Origin of the sequence: Myxococcus sp. CA051A (assembly GCF_013336705.1) — a bacterium.
GTDB classification, from domain to species: domain Bacteria; phylum Myxococcota; class Myxococcia; order Myxococcales; family Myxococcaceae; genus Myxococcus; species Myxococcus llanfairpwllgwyngyllgogerychwyrndrobwllllantysiliogogogochensis.
Window position 1 is genome coordinate 121,463 of the sequence record NZ_JABUMS010000010.1, and the last position, 24,259, is coordinate 145,721.

Below are 24,259 nucleotides of genomic sequence, written 5' to 3' on the forward strand. Positions count from 1 at the left end.
TGACGCAGGGACGGAGGGCGACACAGTGCCCTCGCGGGCAGGGAAAAGGACTTCGCGCCCGGCAGGTTGCTCCGAGCAGGAAGCGAGAGAAGACTTTTTCCATGGGCACGCCGTCACGGATGTCCGTGCGCGGCGATTGCGCGGCCTCGAGGACGCAAGCAGCCCTCTTTCGAGGGCGGGGTGAAGGCGAGGAAGTGCTCCGCGTTACCCGTCAATGGCGCGAAGCCGCGGGTCTGCTCGGCCGCCCTCGCGTGAGGGGAGGCGGGCGAGTGAGCCCGCGGCACGTCCTCCCTTGCGAGGAGCGAAGGCCGCCCTGGGCGTGTGCCGTGCCAGCCCCACGAGAGGCCGCGGAGCCTCTCGCGAGAGCCCGCCAGGTCGTCAGCGCTTGCGAGCGACGAGCGAGAGAATCTGGGAGCCGTAGCGCTCGGTGAGGGCAGGCCCCACGCCGTGGATGGCCATGAGCGCCGCGCCGTTCTCCGGCCGCGCCGCGGCGATGGCGCCCAGCACCCGGTCCGTGAGGATTCGGAACGCGGGCACCTTGCGCTTGCGCGCCTCCGCCAGTCGCCACGCCTTCAGCGCATCCACCAGCCCGGGAGGCGGCGCCTCCACCTGCTCCACCGCGCTCGCCCCACGACGCCCCCTGCCCCGCGTCGCGACCTCCTCGGGAGCGGAGTCGTCCAGCTCCACGCGGCGGCTTCGAGTCGCGCCCCAGGGCGCCTCGCTCGCGGACGACACGGCCCGCCCTGCCGGAGAAGCACCGGAGTCGGCCCGCTCGCCAGCGCCCCCCCGGGAGGCATTCCACGAGGAGCGCTGGTCGGAGTCCTCCGCTGGCGGAGACGCACGCCACTGGCGCGCACCGGCCTCTTCACCCCCGCCACGCGCCCGGCCACTGGTGCTCCGCGTGCCACTCCGGGTCGAGCGCTTCGTCGCCTTCCCGCTGCCTGCCTGGGTCTTCCCGCGCTTGCGCTTGGCCGCCTTCTCCAGCGCGAGCGGAAGGACGACGTGCCGAGGGTCCACCGCGCGGGTGCGCCGTCCCTCGTCTGTCAGCGAGAGCCGCTGGAAGGAGATGACCTGACCGTCCTTGTCGAACGAGTCGACCTCCAGTCGCGCCAGCCCGGCGCGCACGAGGCCTCCGACGAGCCGCTCGAAGTCGCGCCGGGGCAGCGCATCACCGAACAGCTCCCGGTGGAGGCGTCCGGTGGCCTGCCCATCCCGCTCCTGGAGCGACTCCAGGATGCGCTCCAGCCAGTGTCGCTCCGACGCCGAGGGCTCCGCGAAGCGCAGCGTGGCGCACGACTCCGGCGCGCACACGTCACACAGGCCGCACGCCTCACCCGAGTCCTGGGTGTCACCGAAGTGCCCCACCAGTTGCTTCATGCGGCAGCCATGGGCCTCCGCATAGCGCCCCATCTGCTCCAGGTGCAGCAGCTTGCGGTCGCGCTGCGCCGTATACGCGGCCGACCAGGTGGGCCGTCCACGCCGCACCGTCTCGTCGGGCGTCATCACCACGCCGCCGTGAATCCACAACTGCTCCAGCGCCTTGTCGAAGACCTCCGGGTCTCCGCGCACGCGACCCTGGAGTGCCTGCTTCGGCTCCGGCTCCAGCGCCGTGGACTGGAACAGTCGCTCCAGGACGTAGGCCTCGGGATAGTCGCGCTTGTGGAAGAACTCGTGCGTGCGCCGGTCGATGTACGAGTGCAGCAGCACGGCGCGAGACGGCTTCCCATCGCGGCCCGCGCGCCCCAGCTCCTGGTAGTACCCCTCCAGGCTCGCGGGCAACGCGGCGTGGATGACGGTGCGGACATCCGCCTTGTCGATGCCCATGCCGAACGCCGTGGTGGCGACGATGACCTCCAGCGAGCCTCGGAGGAACTCGGCCTGGACCCTGTCCCGGTTCTCCGGGGGGAGCCCCGCGTGGTACGCGGCCGAGGGGAAGTCCCCCGCCAGGGTCTCCGCGAGCTGTTCGGCGTGCTTGCGCGTGGCCGCGTAGACGATGGCGGGGCGGTTCTCCTCGTCCTGGAGCAACCCGTGGATGGCGTCACCGCGAGCACCAGGGTTCAGCTCACGCACCTCGATGGCGATGTTGGTGCGGCGGAAGCCGTGGATGAAGGTGCGCGCGCGGCCTCCCGCACCCAGCAGTCCGAGCTGCTGCACGATGTCCCGCTGCACGTCGGGCGTGGCGGTGGCGGTGAGTGCCACCACGGGCGCGGGGCGAAGCAGCGGGAGCCGCGCGCCGAGCAACCGGTAGTCGGGCCGGAAGTCGTGGCCCCACTGGGAGATGCAGTGCGCCTCGTCGATGGCGATGAGCGTGGGAGGGCGGCGCGCCAGCAACTCCACGAAGCCCGGCACACCGAGTCGCTCTGGAGCAATGAACAGGAAGTCGAGCTTCCCCTCCAGGTAGTCGAAGCACACCTGCCGCGAGTTGGCCCTGTCGCGTCCTGAGTGGATGCGGTCCGCCGCGAAGCCGAGCGACTGGAGCCGCAACACCTGGTCCTCCATCAGCGCGATGAGAGGGCTGACGACAATGGTCGTCCCGGCGCGAGCCAGCCCGGGGAGCTGATAGCAGAGCGACTTGCCCGCGCCCGTGGGCATGACGAGCAGCAGGTCCTCGCCCGCGGTGGCCGCGCGACAGACAGCCTCTTGGTAGGGGCGGAACTCGGAGAAGCCGAAGGCCTCTTTCAGCAGCGGGCGAAGCTTGTCCGGCGGAGTGGGCGCGCGATTCACCCGCTCGGGCCGCTGGCCCGGGGGTGGAGCGAACCCGCCCCGCGAGGACGACGCTCCTCGAGACACGCCCGCGCTCAACGAGCCCTGCGTCCCCGTACGTCGCGGAGTCGTCACCACGGCCGAGTCCGAGAAGGCCGCGCTCTGCGCACGGCGAGAAACCGGCGGCGCGCTCGAATCCGAGAACGACAGCGATTCCGTACGACGAGCACCAGCGCTCGCGCTCAAGTCCGAGAACGACGCGGCGTCCGGCCGTCGAGCACCACCGCTCGCGCTCAAGTCCGAGAACGACGCGGCGTCCGGCCGTCGAGCACCACCGCTCGCGCTCAAGTCCGAGAACGACGCGGCGTCCGGCCGTCGAGCACCACCGCCCTCGCTCGAGTCCGAGAACGACAAAGACTCTGTACGACGAGCACCACCGCCCACGCTCGAATCCGAGAACGACAGCGACTCCGCGCGCCGCCCACCACCGCTCGCACTCGAATCGGAGAACGACAAGGACTCCGAGCGCCTTGCCCCACCGCCCATGCCTGAGTCCGAGAAGGCGGCACTTCGAGCACCGCGAGGGGTCATTCCTCCGAGTGAGTCCGAAGCGATGGGCCCCGCCATCTGCTGGGCACCGCGCCCCTCGCTCACATCGACACCAGCGGCCTCGCCCATACGACGCGAGGCACCCGTGCTCGCCTCGGCGTATCCGCCACCCCCGGCCCCCGACCGCTCACGAAACGCCACTGTCCCCTCCCCGCCCCCATCCATCCCTCGCCCTGCCCCCACGACACGCGAAGTCGAGGCCCCGTACGGCACCGCCTGAGCCGGCCCCGTGGGGCCATGGCCCACCACCTCGGTGACATACTTCTCGATGCCCCGGATGAACTCGTCGAGCCGTCCTTCCCCTCGCTCGATGCGCTGAAGCCACGCTTCCCACTGGCCCGTCATCGCCGGCGTCTTCACGTCCGGGTGCACCACCTGGATGAGGTGCAGCCCCTTCTCCGTGGCCTCCAGCACCTTCCCCGAGCGGACCAGGTACTCGCGGTCCAGCAGCACCTCGATGATGGACGCACGCGTGGCGGGCGTCCCCAGCCCCGTCTCGCGCATCGCATCCGCCAGCTCCTTCTCGTCCAGCGCCCTTCCCGCCGTCTCCATCGCCGTCAGCAGCGACGCGTCCGTGAAGCGCGGAGGCGGACGCGTGCGCTTCTTCACCGCCTTCACGTCCTCCACCTTCTGCGGTTGCCCTCGCTCCAACCCCGAAGGCAACGACTGCGGCTCGTCGTCCGGCTCCGCGTCCTCGTCACCCTTGCGCGACTCGGCCTTCGGCTTCGGCGCCTTCTTGCCTCCGCCGATATCCAGCACCTTCCAACCCACCCGCTCCACCTGGGTGCCCGTGCTCTGGAAGCGGTCCACCACGGGCACCGCGCTCCGCGGCCCGGGCGACATCACCGCCGTCACCACCGTGGTGACCCGCCACACGTGGTCCTCGTGCCATGCCTGGAGCAACCGCCGGCACACGAGGTCGTAGATGCGCTGCTCGTCCGGAGACAGCCGCAGTCCTTGCGGTGACGTGGGCGTCGGAATGATGGCGTGGTGGTCCGTCACCTTCGCGTCATCCACGTAGCGCCGACCCAGGGGCCGCGCGCCCGTCCCCGGCGCCAGGTCCTCCTCGTACGGCCCGCGCACGGTACCCACCACTTCCGGCAGCGTGTCCGCCACCGTCTCGGACAGGTGCCGGCTCGCCGTGCGCGGATAGCTCAGGAGCTTGTGCTTCTCGTAGAGCGCCTGCGCGACCTCCAGCGTGCGCTGCGCGCTGAAGCCATACAGCCGGTTGGCGTGACGCTGCAGCTCCGTCAAATCGTAGAGCAGCGGAGGAGCCATCTTCTTCTCCTCCGCGTCCAGCGATTCAATCGCCGCCCGTCCACGCTTCACGCGGTCGATGACGGCCTGCGCATCCACCCCATCCGCGTCCAGCCGCCGGGACTCGCGCACGCCCTCCATGCCCGGTGGCACCACGGGCTTGCCATCCGGCCCGGAGCGGAACCACGTCCCGTCGTACCGAGCCCCCGCCGCCACGCCCTTCCCCTGCGGCGCGAAGGTGGCCACCACCTCCAGATAGTCCCGGGGAACGAAGCTCCGGATGGCCAGCTCCCGCTCCACCACCATCGCCAGCGTGGGCGTCTGCACCCGCCCCACGCTCAACATCTCCCCCTGCCCTCCGTGCGCCAGCGTGTACAGGCGCGACAGGTTCATCCCCACCAGCCAGTCCGCGCGGCTGCGTCCCATGGCCGCCGAGGCGAGCGAGTCATACTCCCGCCCCTCCTTGAGCTGCCGGAAGCCGTCCCGGATGGCGCGCTCCGTCAGCGACGACACCCACAGCCGCCGCACCGGCTTGCGACACCCCGCCGCCTCATAGATGTAGCGGAAGATGAGCTCGCCCTCGCGGCCCGCATCCGTGGCGCACACCACCCCGCCCACGTCCGGCGAGGTCAGCACCCGGCGCACCACGTCGAACTGCGAACGCGTCTGCTCGGAGACCACCAGCGGCCAGTCACCCGGCAGCATGGGCAGGAGCGACCGGCTCCACTTCTTCCAGTCCGGCCGAATCTCGTGCGGCTGCGCCAGGCCCACCAGGTGGCCAATCGCCCACGTCACCACATAGCCGTTGCCACGCAGGAAGCCGTCGCCGCGCTCCTGCGCGCCCAACACCCGGGCGATGTCGCGCGCCACGGACGGCTTCTCCGCCAGCACCGCCAGCAGGGACGCACGCCCCGAGGCCCGGCCCGCCGCGCCCTCCGTACCGCCTCGCCTGTCCTCGCCGGGCGACTCGCCCATCGCTTCCCACCTCATGAAACCAGTCCCCTCCCGCCCACCCGCCACCACCCGGGAGCCAGCCCCGAGCCCACGTCGCAACCCTCTTCCCTACCGCGTCAGGCTGACATGCCCAGCCCCTCGCTGTCCCTACCCGTCACGCCCGTCCGCCGCCCGTCCAGCCGAGGAAAACCGCGCCACTCCACCACCCCTCGCGCCTCAACGGCCCGACGACCTCCCGGGTCGCCACCACCGAGGGTGGAATCCGGCACGTTCCGCCCGCCGCCAGGTCGCCCGACAAGCTGGCGCTTTCGCGCAAGCGTTTGGCGCTAACGAGGAAAACTCATTCTACCGGCTGGGCCAGTATGCCCTGGTCGACACGCGCCACGGCGCGAGTCACGGGGGGAAGGCAGTCAACGATGGTGCGAAGGGAGAGGCGAATGTCGCACGTCGCGCAGGAGTCGGGCCAGCGGGTTCCGGGGGGAAACGCGCGGCCGGACGGTGTGAAGCGAGGGGTCAGGGGACGGGGAGCCACGGCCCGGAAGACAGGGGCTCGCATCAGAGGGGAGCGTCCGGGCGCGCTTGAAGCACCAGAGGGGGACATCGCGGTACCAGAGCTTGCCGTCTTCGCGGGGGCGAAGCGCAAGCAGTTGGCGGTGCTGACGAAGTCGAGCGCGCTGGGGTTGCTACGGGGGGAGATGGAAACAGTCACGCGGGTGGCGTCCATGCGCCCGCAGACGTTTGGCTGGGCGCAGACCCTGGCGCGATTGCGAGCAGTCTCGCGTCCCGCGGAGTACTGGCCCTAAGCCCGATTCAAAGGGGTGTGGGTGCTTGGGGGCACTCGAGACATCCCGAAAGCAGTGCAGTCAGCATGCGCACCGGGGGGAGCGCACTTTCGCTTCGCTGGAGGGGTCCAAGGCCCTCCGGAAAAGATGCATGGCGGGTAGGAGGATGGCGTCGCGGGGGCGGCGCCATCTGTGGCAGGGGGACCCGGGGGTGACGCTCTTCAGAGGGGGAGAGCGAACCTGAGCAAGGGTCATACCGGGGGGTGCTCCGAGTTCATCGGGGCATCCCCCGTTGCTTTTTCAGGGCCCCGAATCACTCCACGCGCAGCGACGCGGTGCCGGTGAGGGTGCGGTTCAGGGTGAGCCACAGCGCATCGCCCGCGTCGTCCACGGAGGCAAAGCAGTCCACGTCGGCGGCGAGGACCTGGTCGTCCAGCAGCACGCGCGCGGGCGGGGTGGAGGCGGTGTAGCCGCGCAGCACCACCACGGGGTGCACCAGGGAACCACGGCCCGCGTCGAAGCGCAGGCGCGCGCGGTTGCCCGTCACGCGGGCTTCCCACGTCGCGTAGACGGGGTTGTAGCCAGGCACGTCATAGGGCACGGCGTCCGAGCGACCGACGCCGCCAGGGCCGTGCGTGGCCACGGTGCCCTCGGTGGCGGACAGGCGCACGGCCTGCCAGGACTCGACCTCCGAGGCGCGCCGCCGCACCGGGTCCTCCGAGTGCGGCCCCAGCACCATGAAGACGGAGTAGCTCTGGTAGGGGTGGCCGGAGAGCATGCCGTCATCGCCGTAGCGCGCGTACTGGCGCCAGCCGAGCGCGCCGTAGTTGCCGCCCCAGGCCATGCGATGGGAGCGAGTCGTCGTGGGCAATTGGTACTGGTTGAGCTGGTAGGTCCAGTTCCAGTCGTCGGGCAGGGGGCCGTCCGCGTCGCGCTGTCCCCAGCCCTGTTGGTAGAGCCAGTAGCCACCGGCGGGCTTCTGGAGCCAGGGCTGCGTCTGCACCACGCCCATCTCCGCGTCCGGCGCGGTGGTCCACATGCGGGTGTAGGGGACGACGTTGGGCTCGCGGTAGTCCCAGCCGCTGGCCCTCGTCACGGGGGAGGACAGCGTCACGAAGCGGTGACGGTCTCCCCAGCCAAGGCCGGCGATTTCGGCGTTCGCGTTGCCGTCGAAGAGCAGGTCGCCATAGGGCGAGCGCACGTCGGCCTCCAGCGCATCCGGCGGGACGCTCGAGACGTCGTGGGTGATGGCGTAGAGCGGATGGTCCCTGCCGGTGGCGAAGAGATAGTGCACCGTCACCTGGACGACGTGGCCACCGAGCGGCAAGGGCCAGCGGAACTCGTGCAGCGCGTGGTGACGTCCCGCGAAGAGGGTGCGGCCGGTGCCCGTCACTCCCTCCGTCCAGTTGCCCCAGGTGGTGCCGGCGCGGAGGTGACACGTCACCATGCCCCAGCCGGGGACACCGTCATTGGCGCCGTCACAGGTGCGCGCGGCGCCGTCCGCTTCGTAGACGTAGCGACGGACGTAGCCACCGTGCCAACCCGCGGGGTCCGCGGAGTCGTTGCGCACCAGGAAGGCCGAGCGCGGCGCGCAGCCTCCATCGCGCCACGTGTAGCGGTCCGTGTGGAATCCCTCCAGGTCCACGTTCCGCTCCAGGTTCAGCGGAGCACAGGCGGAGGGCTCGCTGGGACCCTCGGGACGGATGTCCTTGCCGCCACAGGCCACGAGCGACAACGAGAGCAGCACGGCGACGCCGTGCCCGTGGAACGTGGACGTCATCGAGGCCCCTCCAAGTCCATGCCTCCCCCAGCGAAGGAGGCGTAGTACCTTCCGGACATGCCCCGCTGGTTCAACACCGCCGGTCCGTGCAATCCGGACCACCATTACATGCTGCCAGCCATGCGGAGGCTGCCCGAAGTGCGGCGGCTCGTCGAGCAGCAGGGCTGCTTCGTCGTCCACGCGCCACGACAGGTGGGCAAGACCACGGCGCTCCTGTCGTTCGCCCGAGAGTTCACGTCGGAGGGACGCTACGTGGCGGCCCTCGTCAGCATGGAGGCCGGGGCGGGTTTCCCACAGGACACCGGCGCGGCGGAGGCCGCCATCCTCTCCAGCTGGCGACTCGCCACGCGCGCCCAGCTTCCTCCCGCGTCCCAGCCTCCAGAGTTTCCCGAGGCACCGCCCGGCAACCGCGTCGCCACCGCGCTCGCGGCCTGGTCCGAGGCCACCGACAAGCCGCTCGTCACGTTCCTGGATGAAGTCGATGCACTCCGTGATGGCGTGCTGGTCTCCGTACTCCGACAACTCCGGGACGGCCACCGCAACCGTCCCGGGCACTTCCCCTCCGCCATGGCACTCATCGGGCTGCGGGACGTGCGCGACTACAAGGTGTCCTCCGACGACGGAGACAGGTTGGCGACCTCCAGCCCGTTCAACATCAAGGTGCGCTCGCTCACCCTGCGCGACTTCACCGAGGATGAAGTCACGGAGCTCTACTCCCAGCACACCACGGACACGGGTCAGCGCTTCGAGCCCGAAGCCCTCGCGCTCGCCTTCGAACTCACGCAAGGCCAGCCGTGGCTCGTCAACGCCCTGGCCAAGGTCGCGGTCGAGGAGCTGGTGCCCGAGCTGTCCCAGCCCATCCGCCGCGAGGACATGGAGCGAGCCAAGGCCATCCTCATCTACCGCCAGGAGACCCACCTGGACAGCCTCGCGGCGCGGCTGCGCGAGCCTCGCATCCGAGCCATCCTCGAGCCGATGCTCGCGGGGCAGCTCCTGGGCGACGTCCCCGAGGATGACCGCCGCTTCGCCGTCGACCTGGGGCTGCTGCGCCGGAATGAGTCCGGCACGCTCGAGGTGACCAATCCCATCTACCGCGAGATTCTCGTCCGCTCGCTGGCGTCAGGCACGCGCGACACGCTCCCCTCCATCCAGCCCTCCTGGTTGAAGCCCGATGGGCGACTGGACGTCGAACAGCTGCGAGACGCCTTCCTCGCATTCTGGCGCCAACATGGCGAGCCGTTGCTGGCCACCGCGCCCTACCACGAGGTCGCCCCACATCTGGTGCTCATGGCCTTCCTCCACCGGGTGGTGAATGGGGGCGGCACGATTGAGCGCGAGTACGCCATCGGCCGCGGGCGCATGGACCTGTGCGTGCGCCATGGGCCGGACACCCTCGCCATTGAAATCAAGGTTTGGAGGGACCGCGAGTCCGACCCGCTGACCGAGGGCCTGGAGCAGCTCGACGGCTATCTCCAGGGCCTGGGACTGGATGACGGCTGGCTGATGCTCTTCGACCGCCGCTCGAACCAGCCCTCCATCGCCGAGCGCACCCGGGCCGAACAGGCCCGGACGCCCTCGGGTCGGCGCGTCACCGTCATCCGCGCCTGACACACCTCAACCCGCGTGGGCGTTGCCCTTGTCGTGCTCCTGGTGCCACGCGGCGAGCACTTCCTTCTCCCGCTCCGGCTTGATGCCCGACCGCAGCTTCGCCTGACGCTCGGGCGGCTCCGCGTTGAACCAGGCCACCGTGTCGCGGACCGTCTCCTCCAGCGGGCGGAAGGTGAGCCCCGCCGCCAACGCCTTGTCGATGTTCACCCGCAACAGGCCCGCGTCCTCGCCCGTGGGCGACACCCAGACCGGCATGTCACCGAAGGGCTCCACCTTGTGCTTCTCCAGGAAGGACGGATGCGCCCAGACGAAGCGCGCGTCGCTGTTCAGCGCCTTCTTGCTGCGCTCCAGGAAGTCGCGCATCACCAGGGGCTTCGAGGGCCCCGTCGCGGTGTAGGGCCCCGACAGCTTCTGCTCCACCCCCAGGATGATGAACGCGGCCAAATCCCTCGCGTCGATGAACTGGGTGGTGTCATGCCCCGTGCCGGGCGCGAGCACCTCGCCCCCTCGCGCCACTCGCACCGGCCAGTACGTGAAGCGGTCCGTCGGGTCATCCGGCCCGACGATGAGGCCGGGACGGACGTTGAACGTGCGGCCGGGCATCGCCTTCTCCGCGGCCTGCTCGCACAGCGCCTTCAGGGCGCCGTAGTGCGTGTCCACGTCCTCCGTCGTCACGTCCGCCACCGTGGCGACGGGCGCCGTCTCCGTGAGGCCGGGCTTCGACGCGTCCTTGTAGACGGAGATGGTGGACACGAAGGTGTAGTGCCCCACGTTGGGCGCGAGCAACTCCGCCGAGGCCTTCACGATGCGCGGCACGTAACCCGACGTGTCCACCACCGCGTCCCACTTGCGGCCCTCCAGCGCCTTGAGACCCTCCGCCTTCGTCGGGTCCCGGTCCCCCTGCAGCTTCTCCACGTTCGGGAAGAGGCCCGGATTCGTCTTGCCTCGGTTGAACAGCGTGACGGTGTGGCCTCGCGCCTGCGCGGACTCCACCAGCGCCGGACCCAGGAACTTCGTGCCGCCCAGGATGAGGATGCTCAAGGGCTTGCTCGCCTTCGCGCCCGAGGCCCCCTTCTCCTGGGAGTCCGACTCACCGGACGCGCCACCCGACGAGCCCGACGTCGCACACCCCAGGGCCCACAGCGAGCCCACCGTCACAGCGCCTTGAATCAGGTCTCTGCGAGACAGCTTCATGTCGTGTCGTCTCCTGCTGCGAGGTTCGTCTCAACCCCCGCTCCCCGCGACCATCCCGAGGAGCGACGAGGAAGCACTGCGAGGCACACTTCAGCGGGCGGCGGCATTATCGGCGGCGACGGGCGCGAGCGCACCCCCGGCCTCCCGGGACAGTCGCCGCTGCTCCCGCCCCAGGTACAGCGACACACCGAGCCACAGCCCCGCCAGGGGCACCGCCGCCAATGACAACCCCGTCATGCCCAGGCCCAGAGCGGTCAGCCCACCCTGCAACCACGCGCTCACCGTGTCGCTGCCCCGGTACACCACCGTGTCGATGAAGCTCTTGGACTTGTAGCGCGCCTCCCGGTCCACCGTGGTGAAGAGGATTTCGCGCGAGGGCCGCTCCAGCGCGTAGTGGCTGGCACCCCGCAGCGCCTTGAACGCCACGAGCACCCCGAGCACCGGCACCGCCGCCAGCCCCAGGAAGCCCAGCCCCGTGAGCACCGGCGCCACCGCCAGCGCCGCGCCCAATCCCAGTCTGGAGATGATGCGCCCGGTGACAAGCGTCTGGAGCGCCAGCGTCAACAGCTGCACGTAGAAGTCGATGTCGCCGAACAGCGCGGTGCGCGAGGCCGCGTCCTTGCCCACCTCCGCCACCAGCTTCACCTCCTGGAAGTACAGGAAGGTGGACGTGGCCGCGTAGAGCAACACCTGGAGCCCGAGCGCGAGCAGGAGGGGCGACGCGACGAGGAGCCTCAGCCCGGCCAGCACCCCGCCACCCACGGGCGCTTCCGCCGACAGGGGCTGATGCTGGACGTCCCGGGCCCAGCGGCTCAGCCAGCGCACGCACTGCGCGCTCACCTCCAGCAGCACCGCGGACACGAGGATGAGGTTCACCGGCCCCACCGGCTCCGCCAGTCGCCCCACCAGGAAGGGCCCCACCAGCATGCCCGTGGTGCCACCCGCGGCGATGAAGCCGAACAGCCGCTTGCCCTGCTCGCCGGCGAACACGTCCGCCATGAAGCTCCAGAAGATGGAGACCACGAACAGGTTGTAGACGCTCAGCCAGATGTAGAAGACCCGCGCCACCGGCTCCCTCGCCACGTCCAGCTTCAGCAGCACGAAGAAGGCCAGGAGGCTGACGAGGAAGAAGCGGTAGATGCGCGGCAGCACCACCCGCCGGGGCCAGCGCGCCACCAGCGCGGAGAAGGCCGGCACCGCCAGCAGCATGACGATGAACGTGGCGGTGAAGAGCCACGGCAGGCCCTTGACGCTGCCCGCCGTCCCCATCTCGTTGCGGATGGGACGGAGGATGGCGTAGCCGCACATCAGCGTGAAGAAATAGACGAAGGACCCGAGGACCGCGCGAACTTCCTCGTCACGTACATCCACGAATCGCTTGAGCATTGGCACGAAGTACCCGGCTGAACTCCAGCCCTTTCCGTGTATTCCCGAACCCCGCGCCCATCCAGGACGCCGCGCGGGGCCCGGCACCGACGGCGACTACTTCGCGGCGAGCACCTCGCGCAGGGCGGCCTCCACGCGGGGCAGGGCCTCCTGGATTTCCGCCACCGACGTCGCGCCCACGGACAGGCGGAACCAGCCGGTGTCCTCGCTCAGGCCGAACGCCTGGAAGGGCACCACCGCGAAGCTGGCCTTCTCCAGGAGCAGCTTGCGGATGTCGTCATTCGTCTTCAGGCCGCCCTTGCCCACCAGGTCGAACTGGACGGACAGGTAGATGGCGCCCTGGGGCGCGATGTGCCGCACCGGCAGCCCCGCGTCGCGCATGCGCGTCAGGCCCGTGTGCAGCGCCTCCAGGCGCGCGTCCACGCGCTGGCGCATCTCCGTCAGGAAGGACTCGGTGGCGGGCACGTCATCCAGGTAGCGGGCCACCGCGACCTGCTCCGCCTTGGGCGCCCACGCCCCGACGTGGCCGAGCACGTCGCGCATGCGAGCGATGATGGCCGGCGGGCCCACGCCCCAGCCCACGCGCACGCCCGTCGCGGCGAACGCCTTGGAGATGCCGTCCACGAACACGGTGTACGGGGCGACTTCCGGCACCAGCTCCACCGGCGTTACGTGCTTCACCGCGCCGAAGCTCAGCACCCAGTAAATCTGGTCGTACATCAGGATGAGCGGCTTCCTGCCCTGCTTCTCGCGCTGGCGGTTCTCCGCGACGACGCGCTCGCAGATGGCGCCCAGCACGTCGGACGAAATCATGGTGCCCGTGGGGTTGAGCGGGCTGCACAGGCACAACAGGCGCGCGGTGCCCAGGTGCGGCGCGAGCTGCTCCAGCGTGGGCATGAAGCCGTGCGACGGGTCCGTCGTCACGACGACGCCCTTGGCGTTCATCATGTGGACGTAGTGGTTGTTGTTCCACGACGGCACCGGGTAGACCACGGTCTCCCCGTCATCGAGCACGGCGCGGTAGGTGCCGTAGATGATGGGCCGGGCGCCGCCCGCGATGACGATGCCCTCCAGCGGATACTTCAGGCCCAGGGCGCGCTCATAGAAGCGCTGCACCGCCTGGCGTAGGTCCAGCACGCCGTCGGAGGGCGGATAGTTCGTCTCGCCCGCCTGGAGCGCGGTGGCGATGCCCTGGCGCAGGCCGTCGGGGATGGGGAACTCGCGCGGGCTGAAGTCGCCCACGGTGAGGTTGCACACCTTGCGGCCCTTGGCGACGAGCTCACGGACTTCCGCGGCGATGCGGAGAATCTCGCTGCCAACGAGGCCCCGCGCCATCGTGCCAATGGAGGCGTCGTCCCGCGAGGGACGTGGGAGGGAGGTGAGGTCGAGAGCCATGGGGAATCTGTCTCCGGTTCGTGCGCGTAAGGGGGGGACGCGGGCTGCGGCCGGGCGCGGACCATACCCGCCACCCGGGCCCTTGTGGGGCGCGTCTGAAACTTCTGGGGGGAGTGCCACAGCTACAATTTTCCCGGAAGCGAGATACGCGGGGCACCCGGGCCAGCGGGCCCTCCTCGGGCCGTCGGTCCTCACCCTGAATCCGGAGCTTGACGGCCGGCACGGGTCTCCGAGTCTTCCCGATATGCCTTGAAGCGACGTGGCGTTCATGGAGCCAGAAGTTCCGAGGAGCGGGCCGGACCCGCGCCTCGGTGTCTCATCGCGCACACCAAACCCCAGACATGAAGGGTCTCATCCGCGTCGAGCGGTGGTTGCTCGGCCCCGGCGGAGCCCTGCCCCGAGGTACGTGCATGAAGCCGTTCAAGCGTGGCCTGCTCGTCGCTGCGTCCGTGTTGCTTGGCTCCACCCAGGCGTCCGCGGCGGACCGCCCCTTCAATCCGAGCATCTTCGGCACGCGCGCCGTCGTGGCGTGTGACCCGGTGGAGAAGTCGTGCGGCATGGCCGTCATCTCCTTCCCGAGCGGCGTCAGTGGACTGGTGCCCTATGGTCGCTCGGACGTGGCGGTGGCCACCATGGCGCTGCCCTCGGTGGATGACGCGCAGGCGGTCATCGCGCGCATCGACTCGGGCACCGCGCCCCAGGAGGCCATCGACACGGTGCTGGCCTCGGACCCGTATGCCCCCATCCGCCAGCTCGCGGCGGTGAAGCTCCACCCGGATGGCAGCGTGACGGTGGGCCAGCGCTCGGGCTCGGAGAACAGCGAGCACACCTGCTCCATCGAGGGCGACACGTTCGTGGTGCAGGCCAACAACATGAGCACCCCCGACATGTGCCGGGCCATGGCGGACGGCTTTCGTCAGGCGCGGGGCAGCCTGCCGCAGCGACTGTATGCCTCGCTCAAGGCTGGGGCGCGCGTGGGTGGGGACCGCAATGGAGAGCGCTCGGGCGTCATCCGCGTCTGGAACTCCACCATCGAGACCGCGTTCTATACCCACGTGCTCGCGGAGGCGGTCGTCCACGGCAGCACCCGGGCGCTGCAGGAGCTGGGCGTGGAGCTGAATCGCTACCAGGGCACGCTCGCGGATGTATTTCCCGCGGACGGGGTGACGCTGGATGCCGACACGGCGCGCGACGTGAAGCGCGTGCTGCGCAAGCTCGGCTACTACCACGGCCGCATGGATGGGAGCTGGTCCGACGCCGCCGAGCAGGCGCTGTATGACTTCAACTGGAACAACCTCTTCTTCCTCAAGCCCACCGTGGTGGAGAACGGCACGCGGAAGATTGACGGCGTGCTGGTCCACTTCCTGCGCGACGCGGACCTGGGCGCCTTCGTGCGCGCGACGCCTTCGGCAGACTGAAGTCCCGGGAGTCCAAGGACCCTTCGCCCCGAGTGCGCGGGCGGAGGGTCTGTCGTCTTCTCGTCATCGAGTCCCTGGCGGGAGGCTGGCACCGCGCCTCCTGTCGTGAGAGAGGGAGTTCCTCACGGCCACTGTGGGCCGACAGGGGAGGAACGATGAAGCGTGCCGGACGATGGCTGTCGTCGCTGTGGCTCGCCGGGTGCCTCGTGGCCACCGGTTGCTCGAAGAAAGAGGAAGCGCCGCCCCATCCCGCGGCCGAGCTGCCTCCTCCCGATGACACCCCCGCCCTGCCCTCGAGCCCGCCCGAGGGGACGCTTCCTCGCGAGGGCGAGGCCGCCGCGAAGCCTCCCGTGCATGTCGTGACGACGGGGAGCACGGGGGTGCCTGTCCGCGGTGGCGCTCAGGACGAGGAGCTTCCCGTTCCCTCCGGAGAGCCCGCCGAACCAACGGAGCCTCCTGGAAAGGAAGCACCCGGCAAGACGCCGCCGAGTGGTGGTGGGTACACGCCCGAGGACCCGAAGAATCGCGAGTGGACCTCCGGGGTCGTGGACATGAAGCGGCAGGATGCACCCCAGGCCACGCTGCGCTCGGTGCGCGCGGGGGCACATCCGGACTTCGACCGCGTGGTGTTCGAGTTCGAGGGGACGCAGCTACCCGGCTACCGCGTGGGGTACGCGAAGGAGCCGGTGGTGCAGTGTGGCTCGGGAGACCCGGCGTCGCTCGCGGGCAAGGGGCAGCTCCAGGTGACCTTCACTCCCGCGCGAGCACACACCGATGCGGGCCAGCCGACGGTGGCCACGCGCGAGCTGAAGCCGGCGCTGCCCGTGCTCCTGGAACTGGAGCGCACCTGTGACTTCGAGGGCGAGGTGACGTGGGTGCTGGGCAACAAGAGCGTCCAGGCGTTCCGCGTCCTGGAGCTGCGCGAGCCCACGCGCCTCGTGGTGGACGTGCAGCACTGAGCGGGGATGTGAAGCGGGGCAGGGAGTCCCGCTTCACTAGCACTTGAGGGCGGACGTGAAGCGAGCGTGGGACACACCTCGCTTCGCGGCCCGCCGGTCGCACGTGCGCGATGCCAGCCCCTTCACACCCATGGGGCACGTCGCGGTTCGCGGCCCATCGGTCGCACGTGCGCGATGCTGGCGCCCTCCACATGATGGGGGCACGTCACGGTTCGCTGCCCGTCGGTCGCACGTGCGCAATGCCAGCCCCGGGCGCTCGCGGAGGCGTCACGTCATGCCGCGCGTGCACCGTCGGGGCGCTCGTGGAGGCGTCACGTCATGCCGCGCGGGCGCCGTCGGGGCGCTCGTGGAGGCGTCACGTCATGCCGCGCGGGCGCCGTCGGGGCACACGCGCTACCGGCCTTCCCTCAGCTCCTCCGCGAGCCGGTCGAGCCCCGCGAGCAGCTCACGGTGTTTCTCCCGCGCGGGCTCCCCTCCTGCTCGCAGCGCCAGGGCCAGCACGCCGGGGAGGTTCATCGCGGCGTCGCCTCGCAGGCGCTCGCGATACTCCCGCATCCAGTCCGTCGGCGCGCGCAGCGACCAGTTGCGCTCATCCACCGTGCCCGGCTCGTTGTACGTCTCCGGTATCCCCAGCAAGTCCGTGAAGAACACCATGACATTGCGCGCGCGACTGGCGAACAGGTCCGCCAGCTTCGCCTGCGCGAGCTTCCCCGGGTCCGCCGCCAGCGCTCGTGCGAAGTCCTCTCGCCGCTCGGGCTCGGGACACAGTCGGGTCGCCAGATAATCCGCCTGCGCCCGCAGCGTGCCGCGCCACTGCCAGTCCCCCACCAGACGCCACAGCGACTTCGTGTCGTGATTGCCCACCATCATCCAGTCCTCGGGCGCCACGTTCTCGCTGCGATACACGTCCGCGGGATTGCGCAGGTCCGCTTTCTGCGTGACGCGGAAGCGGCCCAGCCCATAACGCGCCATCACCCGCCCCAACGGATACGGCAGCGTGCTCAGCACCTCGCCCAGCAGGTCGCCCAAATCCCGGCCGTTGCGCCGCGCCGCCGCGACCACCGTGTCGAAGAGGACGCTGAAGCGCTGCACCTGCTCGGGCGTGAGCGACTTCACCTCGCCATCCGCGTACCTTGGCAGCGAACGGTCCAACTGCTGGGGGCTCACCAGCGAGTAGCGCGCCAGCTCCAGGTGGTCCGTGAGGTCCGGCGACGAGAACAGGCGCGCCCCGTGCTGCACCGCCCCCAACGCGTCCCACTCCCCCGCGCGGTAGACCCACGGACACACCAGCCCATGGGGATGGTCCAGCCGCAGACCGTCGTACTCCGCGAGCATCTTGTCCATGCGCGCGTCCATGAAGCGCAGCACCGCTCCGGGCCGGAAGCCCAGCAAGGGACCTTCACCGCCCTCCGCGAAGTACTGCTCCGGGTCCAACACCGGATAGTTCCACGGCTGGCCCTCCGGATTGGTGCGGCTCGGCGGAGCGCCCATCAGATACGTCCCAAGGAACAAGCCCTGCCACGCCCACGCATCGCGCGGTGAGAACCCAATCTGCAGGTCGCCGTAGAGCTTCAGCTTCAGCCCTGTCGTGCGAGCACGCAGGACTTCGTGCTGCGCATGCACCAGGAACTGGAAGAAGGCATAGCGCTCCAGTACGTCCGCGTACTGAGTCTCCAGCGCCTGCACCCGCGCGGCGGCGACACCTTCGGCTCCCGGACGCGGACTCCACAGCCGTCCATCCAAGGAGTCGGCCCACGGCCTCCAGTCCAGCACGCCTTTCTCCGCGCACAGCACATCGAAGAGCGCGTCACGCAGCAACCACGCCCGGTGTCGCTGGCGAAAGGTGTTGAAGGTCTCGGCGCCCTCACGAATGGCGGCCGAGGCATCCGGACTCGCGCGTTGGAGCCGAAACGACGTCCACGCCTCGTCGAGCACCGCGAGCTGCGTGCGGAAAGCCCACCGGTAGCGCTCCCCAGGACTGGAGGAACGCGAGCGCCCTTCGACGAGCGCGGCCACACGGCCCTTCGGAAGCAACGCACCCCAAGCCTCGTCCTCCAGCTCCGCGAGCGCCACGTTGAGCACGTTGCGAGAGAAGAGCGTGCCGTCATACGGCGAGGCGTTCGACTCCGACGTCTGCCCCTGGGGCCCCAGCTGGATGCCCGTGAAGCCCAGCCTGCGCGCGGCTTCCAGGAAGCGGGCCGCGCCCTCCGAATAGGGCGAGCCTCGGCCCGTGTCCTCGTGCGGAAGACTGGGGAAGCTGGGGTCGTGGATGCTCAGGACCAGGTTGCGGACATCGAGTGCGGCCAGGGCTTGGGTGACGAGTCGACGATGGTCTTCAGGCAGCAAGGCTCGGGACATGGCGGATGGCGACCGACCCTAGGTTCCTCCGAGGGACACGCCAACCCGCTTCTCGGGCCGACGTTCAACATCCGTCCGAGGCGGACACTCCGCGAAGCTTCTCGGACACTCCCAGCAGCCCGGTGTCACTTCTGTCGGGACTGCGGCGCCGGACGGGGCTCGCCGCCTCCGCCCGTGGGGTGCCCGGTTCCGGGTGCTCGGAAGTGGAAGACCTTGCGCAGCTTGCGGCCCATCCACGTCCGCCCATCCACCAGGATTTCGTACACCGTCGGAATCACCAGCAGCGTCAGCAACGTGGACGTAATCGTGCCGCCAATCACCGCGCGGCCCAGCGGAGCGCGGAAGTCACCACCCTCGCCCGCGCCGATGGCCACGGGAATCATGCCCGCCACCAGCGCGAAGGTCGTCATGATGATGGGGCGCAAGCGGATGCGGCCCGCCTCGATGAGCGCCTCGCGCAAGGGCATCCCCTTCTCGTGGGACCACTTCGCGAAGTCGATGAGCAGGATGGCGTTCTTCGCGACGATGCCCATCAGCAGGATGACGCCGATGAGGCTCATGATGTTGAGCGTGTCCCCAGTGATGAGCAGCGCCAGCACCACGCCGATGAGGGACAGCGGGAGCGAGATGAGGATGGCCAGCGGGTCCAGGAACGAGCCGAACTGGATGACCAGGATGAGGTACATCAACAGCACCGCGACGCCCAACGCGAGGAACACCCGCGAGAAGACCTCTTCCTGGTCGGCGGACTCACCGCCCGTCGTCAGCGTGTAGCCCGCGGGGAGCTGCACCGCGACCACCCGCTCCTGGATGTCTCGCATCACCTCCGTCAACGAGCGGTCCTGCACGTTCGCCTGCACGTTGATGACCCGCTCCCGGTTGAGGTGCGTGATTTGCGCGGGACCGAGCGCCTGCCGGATGTCCGCCACCTGCCCCAGCGGCACGAGCTGGGGTGCGCCTCCCGGCGCCGCGCCCACCCGGATGGGGATTCGCGCCAGGTCGTCCGGGTTGTCACGCGCCTCGGGTGCCAGCCGCACCATGACGTCGCGAGTCTCACCAATCGGGTCCACCCAGTCCCCCACGTCCAGGCCCGCGAAGGCCGGCCGCAGCACCTGGGCCACCTGCCCCACCGTCACCCCGAGCTGCCCCGCGAGGCCCCGGTTCAGGTCCACCTCCAGCTCCGGCTTCTGCCCTCGCGTGGAGAGCCCCACGTCCACCGCGCCGGGCACCTTCTCCACCTCGCGCTGCACCTGCTGCGCGAGTTCAGTGAGCTTCTTCTGGTCGGGCCCGCTCAGCTCCAGCTGAATCTGCTTGAAGGCGCCGCCAAAGCCCGACGTGAAGACAGACACCTTCGCGCCGCCCACGCTCGCCAGCTCCTTGCGCAGCGCGCTGCCCAGCGCATCCTGGCTCACGTCGCGGTCCGCCTTGGGCGTGAGCCGCACGTACACAAGCGCCTGGTCCACACCGGGCGCGCTCAGTGGGAGCGGCACGCCGATGGTGCTGTAGGTATAGGCGACCTCCGGATGGGCTCGGGCGACGCGCGCCACCTCCTCCACCTTGCGGCGCGTGTACTCCAGGCTGGAGCCCGACGGCGTCTCCACCAGCAGCTCCACTTCCGAGCGGTCACTCACCGGCACGAAGCCCGCGCCACCCACCGTTCCCTGGAGCACCAGCGCGCCCACGAGCGAGCCCACCGCCACCAGCACCATGGCGAGCCGATGGTCCAGCGCCCAGGCGATGACGCCCTTGTAACGGTCCGCCTGCCGGTCGAACCACGTGTTGAAGCGGGCGAGGACGCGGGAGATGAAGCCGCGCCGCGCGCCCTTCTCCACCTGCGGGTCCGCCCAGTACGCGCTCAGCATCGGGTCCAGGGAGAAGGACACGAACAGCGACACCAGCACCGCGCAGGCGATGGTGAGTGCGAAGGGTTTGAACCACTGTCCGGCCACGCCGTACATGAAGGCCACGGGCACGAAGACGGCGACGATGGAGAACGTGGTCGCCGACACCGCGAGCCCGATTTCCGAAGTGCCCTCCTTCGACGCGGTGTAGTGGTCCTTCCCCATCTCGATGTGGCGGACGATGTTCTCGCGCACCACGATGGCGTCATCGATGAGGATGCCGATGGCCAGCGTCAGGCCGAGCAGCGACATCGTGTTGAGCGTGAAGCCGAAGGCCCAGACGCTGATGAACGCCGCCAGCGCGCTCACCGGCAGCGCCAGCCCCGTGATGACGGTGGAGCGCCACGAGTTGAGGAAGATGAACACCACGAGCACGGTGAGCAGCGCGCCTTCCACCAGCGCCGACTGCACGTTCTCCACCGCGCTCTCCACCCGCACACCCGCGTCGCGGACGATGGCCAGCTTCACGTCCGCCGGGAGCTTCTTCTGCAACGCCGCCACGCGCTCGCGCACCGCGTCCGCCACCTCGGTGGTGCTGTAGCCCTTCGTCTTCAGCACTTCGATGCCCACCGCTTGCGCGCCGTCATAGAGCGCCAGCGTGCGAGGCTCCTCCGAGCCCACGAAGACGTCCGCCAACTGCCCCAGTCGGATGACCTGACCGTTGCGCGTGGTGACCACCATGTCGCGAAAGGCCTCGGGGCTCTCCAGGCGTCCCTTGAGACGGATGGACTCCTCTTCGAGCTTCGAGTTGATGCGGCCCACCGGCGCGGCCAGATTCTGCGCCTGGAGCGCGGTCACGACTTCCGCCAGGGAGATGCGCGCGGCCTGGAGCGCCTCGGGCTTGAGCTGCACGGTCATCTCCCGCTCCACGCCGCCGACGACGTCGGCCTGCGCCACGCCGGGCACCGAGCGCAGCTCGCCCACCACCAGCGGGTCCGCCACGCGGGACAGCCCGGCGACATCGAGTCGCTCCGACGTGAGGGTCAGCGAGACGATGGGCGCGTCCGCCGGGTCGAACCGCGTAAGGACGGGCTCCTCCATCTCCCGAGGCAGGTCGGCGCGTTTGCTGGAGATGGCATCGCGGATGTCTTGCGAGGCCTCCTGGATGTCCTTCTCGAACTCGAAGAACACCGTGAAGGTGGCCAGGCCGTCCGTGGCGGTGGCGGTCGTCTCCTTCGGGTCCACGCCACTGATGGCGAAGATGGCGTCCTCGATGGGCTCGACGATTTCGCGCTCCACCGTGTCGGGTGCGGCACCTGGGTAGACGATGCTGACGGCGATGACCGGCGCCTGGACGTCCGGGAACTCATCCGTCTCCAGTTGCCACAAGGCGACGATGCCGAAGATGACCAGCGTCACCATCGCGGTGATGGTCACGATGGGACGCTTGATGGCGAAGTCGGAGATGAACACGGGGTTTCTCCCGGAAGGAGTCGAAGGGACGCAGCGAACTCAGGGCGCGCGTGGCGTCGCGCCCTCCGAGGACTCGCTCGGTGACGGGGAAGGACGTGCGGGCGCGGTTTCATTTCCGCCCTGGCGAGTGTCGGACTCGGCGCCGCCACCACCGACACCAGGGCCTTCGTCTCCTGCTACCGGCTCTCCCGGACGTGGCGCGTCCACCTTCACGCGCGCGCCCTCGCTCACCTCGTCGCGCGCGGAGCCGAGCAGCACCACGTCTCCCTCCTGCAACCCCTGGCGCACCTCCACCCGCTTCTCGACTTCATCGCGCAGCCCCAGCGTGATGGGCACGCGCTCCACACGCGTGTCTCGCACGCGCAGCACCGTGGGCTTTCCCTCGGAGTCATCCACCGCGCCCAGCGGCACCGACAGCGCTCGCGCGGCCCGCGCGGCCACGCGCCCTTCGGCGAACAGCCCCGCGAGGAGCTGGAGGTCCGTATTGGGAATCGCCACGTAGATGCGCACCTGCCCCGTGTTCGGGTCCACCACCGGGTTGATGCGCTCCACCTGTCCCGTGAACGAGCGGTCCGCGTACCCGGTGACCTTGAACTCCACCGGCGTGCGCACCTTCACCTGGTCCAGATTCGCGGCAGGCACCGACGCCTCCAGGCGCAACGTGCGCGGGTCCACCACGGTGAACAGCGGCGAGCCCAGCTGCACGACGTCACCCACGCTCACCTGCCGCTCGCTCACCACGCCCACGAAGGGCGCCACCACCCGCGTGCGCCCCAGTTGCTCCTGCGCCAGCGCTTGACGGGAGCGCGCCTCCGCGAGCTGTCCCTTCGCCTGCGCCACCGACAACTGCGCCCGCTCGAAGTCGCGCTGGGTGATGACTCCGGCCTTGGCCAGCTTCGCGCTGCGCTCCACCTCGGCCTCGGCCACCTGCAAGGCATTGCGCGCCGTCGACACCGCCGTGCGCGTGGCGATGACCTGGTCCCTCAACGTCGCATCGTCGATGCGCGCGAGCGCCTGGCCCTTCTTCACCACCTGCCCCTGTTGGGCCTCGATATCGAGGACCGTGCCCGCCACCTGCGCGCGGACCGCCGCCGCGGTGCGGGCCTGGAGCGTGCCCGAGATTCCAGGGCCGGAGCGCAGCTCGCTCGGCTGCGCGAGCGCCACGTTCTCCTGGCCCAATGTCACCGTGGGCTCCTCGGGCTGCGCTGGCTCGCCCGAGCTCTTCTTGCAGCCGGCCACCACACAAGCCGCCGCCAGCAGCAGGCCCCACGTCCCGCCAGCCGCCATCCGTCTCGTCCGTTGGGCTCGTCTCACCGCGCGTCTCCGTCCTCCGCCGGTCCCTCCCCTGCCCCCGGCGGGCCGGCTAAACGTGGTGTCGGCCCCTTGCCGCCGGAAGTCGCCCGCCTCCGCTCCTCGCCCCAGGAGACAGAGGCAGGCAGGACGCCCGCTCATGCACATGGCCAGCAGCCGGGCTCACCAGGCGCTCGGCTCCGGAGTCGCCAGGAGGACGGGTCCCTGCGTCGCCGCGGCCGGGATTTCGCTCATCAGCAGCGTGCCGAGCAGGAAGTTCGTCGGCAGGCCACACGTCGGCAGAATCGTCCCCGTGGAGCACGTCACCTGGCGCTCGCGGGCCCGCGTCGTCGGCGTGCGACAGCGCGCGCCCGAGGCGTCCCACTCCGCCTCCACGCTCCAACCCTCGGAGTCCTGCTGCACGCCCGAGGCGTCGTACAGGTTCACCCAGCTCCCATCCACCGTGTACGAAGTGCCGTCGCCGCAGAAGTCCGCGCGAACCATGCGCGTGCAGGCCTGGTGCAAGGGAGCCAGGCTTCGCCCCATCACGGTGGAGGCCCAGGGGCGGTAGCCAAAGCGGACGCACTTGGCGATGGCCGCGCCCTCACACGCGAAGGTGAAGGCCTGCGTGTCCTCGATTTTCGCGCCGCCGCCAGCGACACCCTGGCGATAGTCCCAGCGCCCTTCCACGGGGATGGCCCCGAGCGCGGAGCCATCCTCGGCCTGACACGCGGGCTTCCACGTGTTCTCCGCCAGGGAGTAGTACGAGACGCGATAGACCCAGACGTCCTCGCTCGCGCCCGTGCCCGGCTGGATGTCGTCCACGCGCAGGGCGACGGTGTCGCCGCTCCCGAGTTCTCCGACGAAGTGCGTGCCGAGGAAGTCCATCCCGGACATCACCGTGCCGTCATGGGACTCGCCGCGGAGCACGCTGCCGTCCAGCCACGTCCGCGTCAGCGCGCCCAGGTCCGCGCGCACGGCCCCCATGAAGCGCACCCCCACGAGCATCTGCCCCAGCTCGGAGCCATTGAGGTTGCGCCCGTTGAGATTGCGGCCATTCAGGTTGCGCCCGTTGGGCGCGGACAGCTCGGCCACCTGGGTTCCCAGCGTCTCGGGCTCCCGGTCGTCCACGGCGCTCCCACACCCCGCCAACCCACAGGCGATGACCATCGCCCCCACCATCCGCCTCGCCACCATGCCCCGAACCTCCCCGGCCCAGCTCGACTGGACACAAGGTTCGCAGGAGCCTGTC

13 protein-coding genes are annotated in these 24,259 nt (G+C 69.9%); 4 read left to right on the forward strand and 9 right to left on the reverse strand.

Translation table 11 applies throughout. From position 1 onward, the window contains the following. Positions 1–378: 378 nt before the first annotated feature. Positions 379–5,559, reverse strand: coding sequence for a DNA topoisomerase 3 (locus tag HUA74_RS27520; RefSeq protein ID WP_254625279.1), 5,181 nt, complete (start codon positions 5,557–5,559; stop codon positions 379–381). A 401-nt stretch (positions 5,560–5,960) separates the two neighbouring features. Here HUA74_RS27520 and HUA74_RS27525 point away from each other — a divergent pair, with 401 nt between their 5' ends. Further along, a complete protein-coding gene (locus tag HUA74_RS27525; protein WP_174456936.1) occupies positions 5,961–6,326 on the forward strand; it encodes a hypothetical protein in 366 nt (121 codons plus the stop codon). Between the two features lie 292 nt (positions 6,327–6,618). On the opposite strand, the gene HUA74_RS27530 is transcribed toward HUA74_RS27525, so the two are convergent. Then, positions 6,619–8,085 carry a hypothetical protein gene (locus HUA74_RS27530; protein ID WP_174456937.1) on the reverse strand — a complete coding sequence of 489 codons (1,467 nt, stop codon included), beginning with the start codon at positions 8,083–8,085 and terminating at the stop codon, positions 6,619–6,621. A gap of 57 nt (positions 8,086–8,142) precedes the next feature. Here HUA74_RS27530 and HUA74_RS27535 point away from each other — a divergent pair, with 57 nt between their 5' ends. Next, positions 8,143–9,693, forward strand: coding sequence for an ATP-binding protein (locus HUA74_RS27535; RefSeq protein WP_174456938.1), 1,551 nt, complete (start codon positions 8,143–8,145; stop codon positions 9,691–9,693). A 6-nt stretch (positions 9,694–9,699) separates the two neighbouring features. Here the strand turns inward: HUA74_RS27535 and HUA74_RS27540 are convergent, their stop codons facing one another. The 3 genes from HUA74_RS27540 to HUA74_RS27550 form a co-directional block, all read right to left on the reverse strand. Further along, positions 9,700–10,887 carry an NAD-dependent epimerase/dehydratase family protein gene (locus HUA74_RS27540; RefSeq protein WP_141649001.1) on the reverse strand — a complete coding sequence of 396 codons (1,188 nt, stop codon included), beginning with the start codon at positions 10,885–10,887 and terminating at the stop codon, positions 9,700–9,702. Positions 10,888–10,977: 90 nt separating this feature from the next. Next, positions 10,978–12,273: an NTP/NDP exchange transporter gene (locus HUA74_RS27545; protein WP_141649002.1), complete on the reverse strand. Its 1,296-nt coding sequence runs from the start codon at positions 12,271–12,273 to the stop codon at positions 10,978–10,980. Between the two features lie 96 nt (positions 12,274–12,369). Then, positions 12,370–13,668 (reverse strand): pyridoxal phosphate-dependent aminotransferase, encoded by a 1,299-nt coding sequence (locus tag HUA74_RS27550; protein ID WP_141649003.1) that lies wholly within the window; start codon positions 13,666–13,668, stop codon positions 12,370–12,372. Between the two features lie 410 nt (positions 13,669–14,078). Here HUA74_RS27550 and HUA74_RS27555 point away from each other — a divergent pair, with 410 nt between their 5' ends. Beyond that, positions 14,079–15,086, forward strand: coding sequence for a DUF1028 domain-containing protein (locus HUA74_RS27555; protein ID WP_174456939.1), 1,008 nt, complete (start codon positions 14,079–14,081; stop codon positions 15,084–15,086). 155 nt (positions 15,087–15,241) lie between these two features. Beyond that, positions 15,242–16,045: a hypothetical protein gene (locus tag HUA74_RS27560; protein ID WP_174456940.1), complete on the forward strand. Its 804-nt coding sequence runs from the start codon at positions 15,242–15,244 to the stop codon at positions 16,043–16,045. Positions 16,046–16,438: 393 nt separating this feature from the next. On the opposite strand, the gene HUA74_RS27565 is transcribed toward HUA74_RS27560, so the two are convergent. The 4 genes from HUA74_RS27565 to HUA74_RS27580 all read right to left on the reverse strand — a co-directional run bounded on the left by HUA74_RS27565 (position 16,439) and on the right by HUA74_RS27580 (position 24,204). After that, positions 16,439–18,403, reverse strand: coding sequence for a 4-alpha-glucanotransferase (locus HUA74_RS27565; RefSeq protein WP_174456941.1), 1,965 nt, complete (start codon positions 18,401–18,403; stop codon positions 16,439–16,441). 125 nt (positions 18,404–18,528) lie between these two features. Next, a complete protein-coding gene (locus HUA74_RS27570; RefSeq protein WP_174456942.1) occupies positions 18,529–21,717 on the reverse strand; it encodes an efflux RND transporter permease subunit in 3,189 nt (1,062 codons plus the stop codon). Positions 21,718–21,756: 39 nt separating this feature from the next. Further along, entirely contained in the window at positions 21,757–23,004 is a 1,248-nt protein-coding gene (locus tag HUA74_RS27575) for an efflux RND transporter periplasmic adaptor subunit (protein ID WP_174456943.1), read from the reverse strand. A 186-nt stretch (positions 23,005–23,190) separates the two neighbouring features. Next, on the reverse strand, positions 23,191–24,204 hold the full coding sequence (locus tag HUA74_RS27580) for an ADYC domain-containing protein (protein ID WP_174456944.1): 1,014 nt from the start codon (positions 24,202–24,204) through the stop codon (positions 23,191–23,193). Positions 24,205–24,259: the final 55 nt, after the last annotated feature.

Excerpts from the sequence above, each read along its gene's own strand:
- HUA74_RS27520 (WP_254625279.1), bottom strand. The coding sequence starts at position 5,559 with ATGAGGTGGGAAGCGATGGGCGAGTCGCCCGGCGAGGACAGGCGAGGC.
- HUA74_RS27525 (WP_174456936.1), top strand. The coding sequence starts at position 5,961 with ATGTCGCACGTCGCGCAGGAGTCGGGCCAGCGGGTTCCGGGGGGAAAC.
- HUA74_RS27530 (WP_174456937.1), bottom strand. The coding sequence starts at position 8,085 with ATGACGTCCACGTTCCACGGGCACGGCGTCGCCGTGCTGCTCTCGTTG.
- HUA74_RS27535 (WP_174456938.1), top strand. The coding sequence starts at position 8,143 with ATGCCCCGCTGGTTCAACACCGCCGGTCCGTGCAATCCGGACCACCAT.
- HUA74_RS27540 (WP_141649001.1), bottom strand. The coding sequence starts at position 10,887 with ATGAAGCTGTCTCGCAGAGACCTGATTCAAGGCGCTGTGACGGTGGGC.
- HUA74_RS27545 (WP_141649002.1), bottom strand. The coding sequence starts at position 12,273 with ATGCTCAAGCGATTCGTGGATGTACGTGACGAGGAAGTTCGCGCGGTC.
- HUA74_RS27550 (WP_141649003.1), bottom strand. The coding sequence starts at position 13,668 with ATGGCTCTCGACCTCACCTCCCTCCCACGTCCCTCGCGGGACGACGCC.
- HUA74_RS27555 (WP_174456939.1), top strand. The coding sequence starts at position 14,079 with ATGAAGCCGTTCAAGCGTGGCCTGCTCGTCGCTGCGTCCGTGTTGCTT.
- HUA74_RS27560 (WP_174456940.1), top strand. The coding sequence starts at position 15,242 with ATGAAGCGTGCCGGACGATGGCTGTCGTCGCTGTGGCTCGCCGGGTGC.
- HUA74_RS27565 (WP_174456941.1), bottom strand. The coding sequence starts at position 18,403 with ATGTCCCGAGCCTTGCTGCCTGAAGACCATCGTCGACTCGTCACCCAA.
- HUA74_RS27575 (WP_174456943.1), bottom strand. The coding sequence starts at position 23,004 with ATGGCGGCTGGCGGGACGTGGGGCCTGCTGCTGGCGGCGGCTTGTGTG.
- HUA74_RS27580 (WP_174456944.1), bottom strand. The coding sequence starts at position 24,204 with ATGGTGGCGAGGCGGATGGTGGGGGCGATGGTCATCGCCTGTGGGTTG.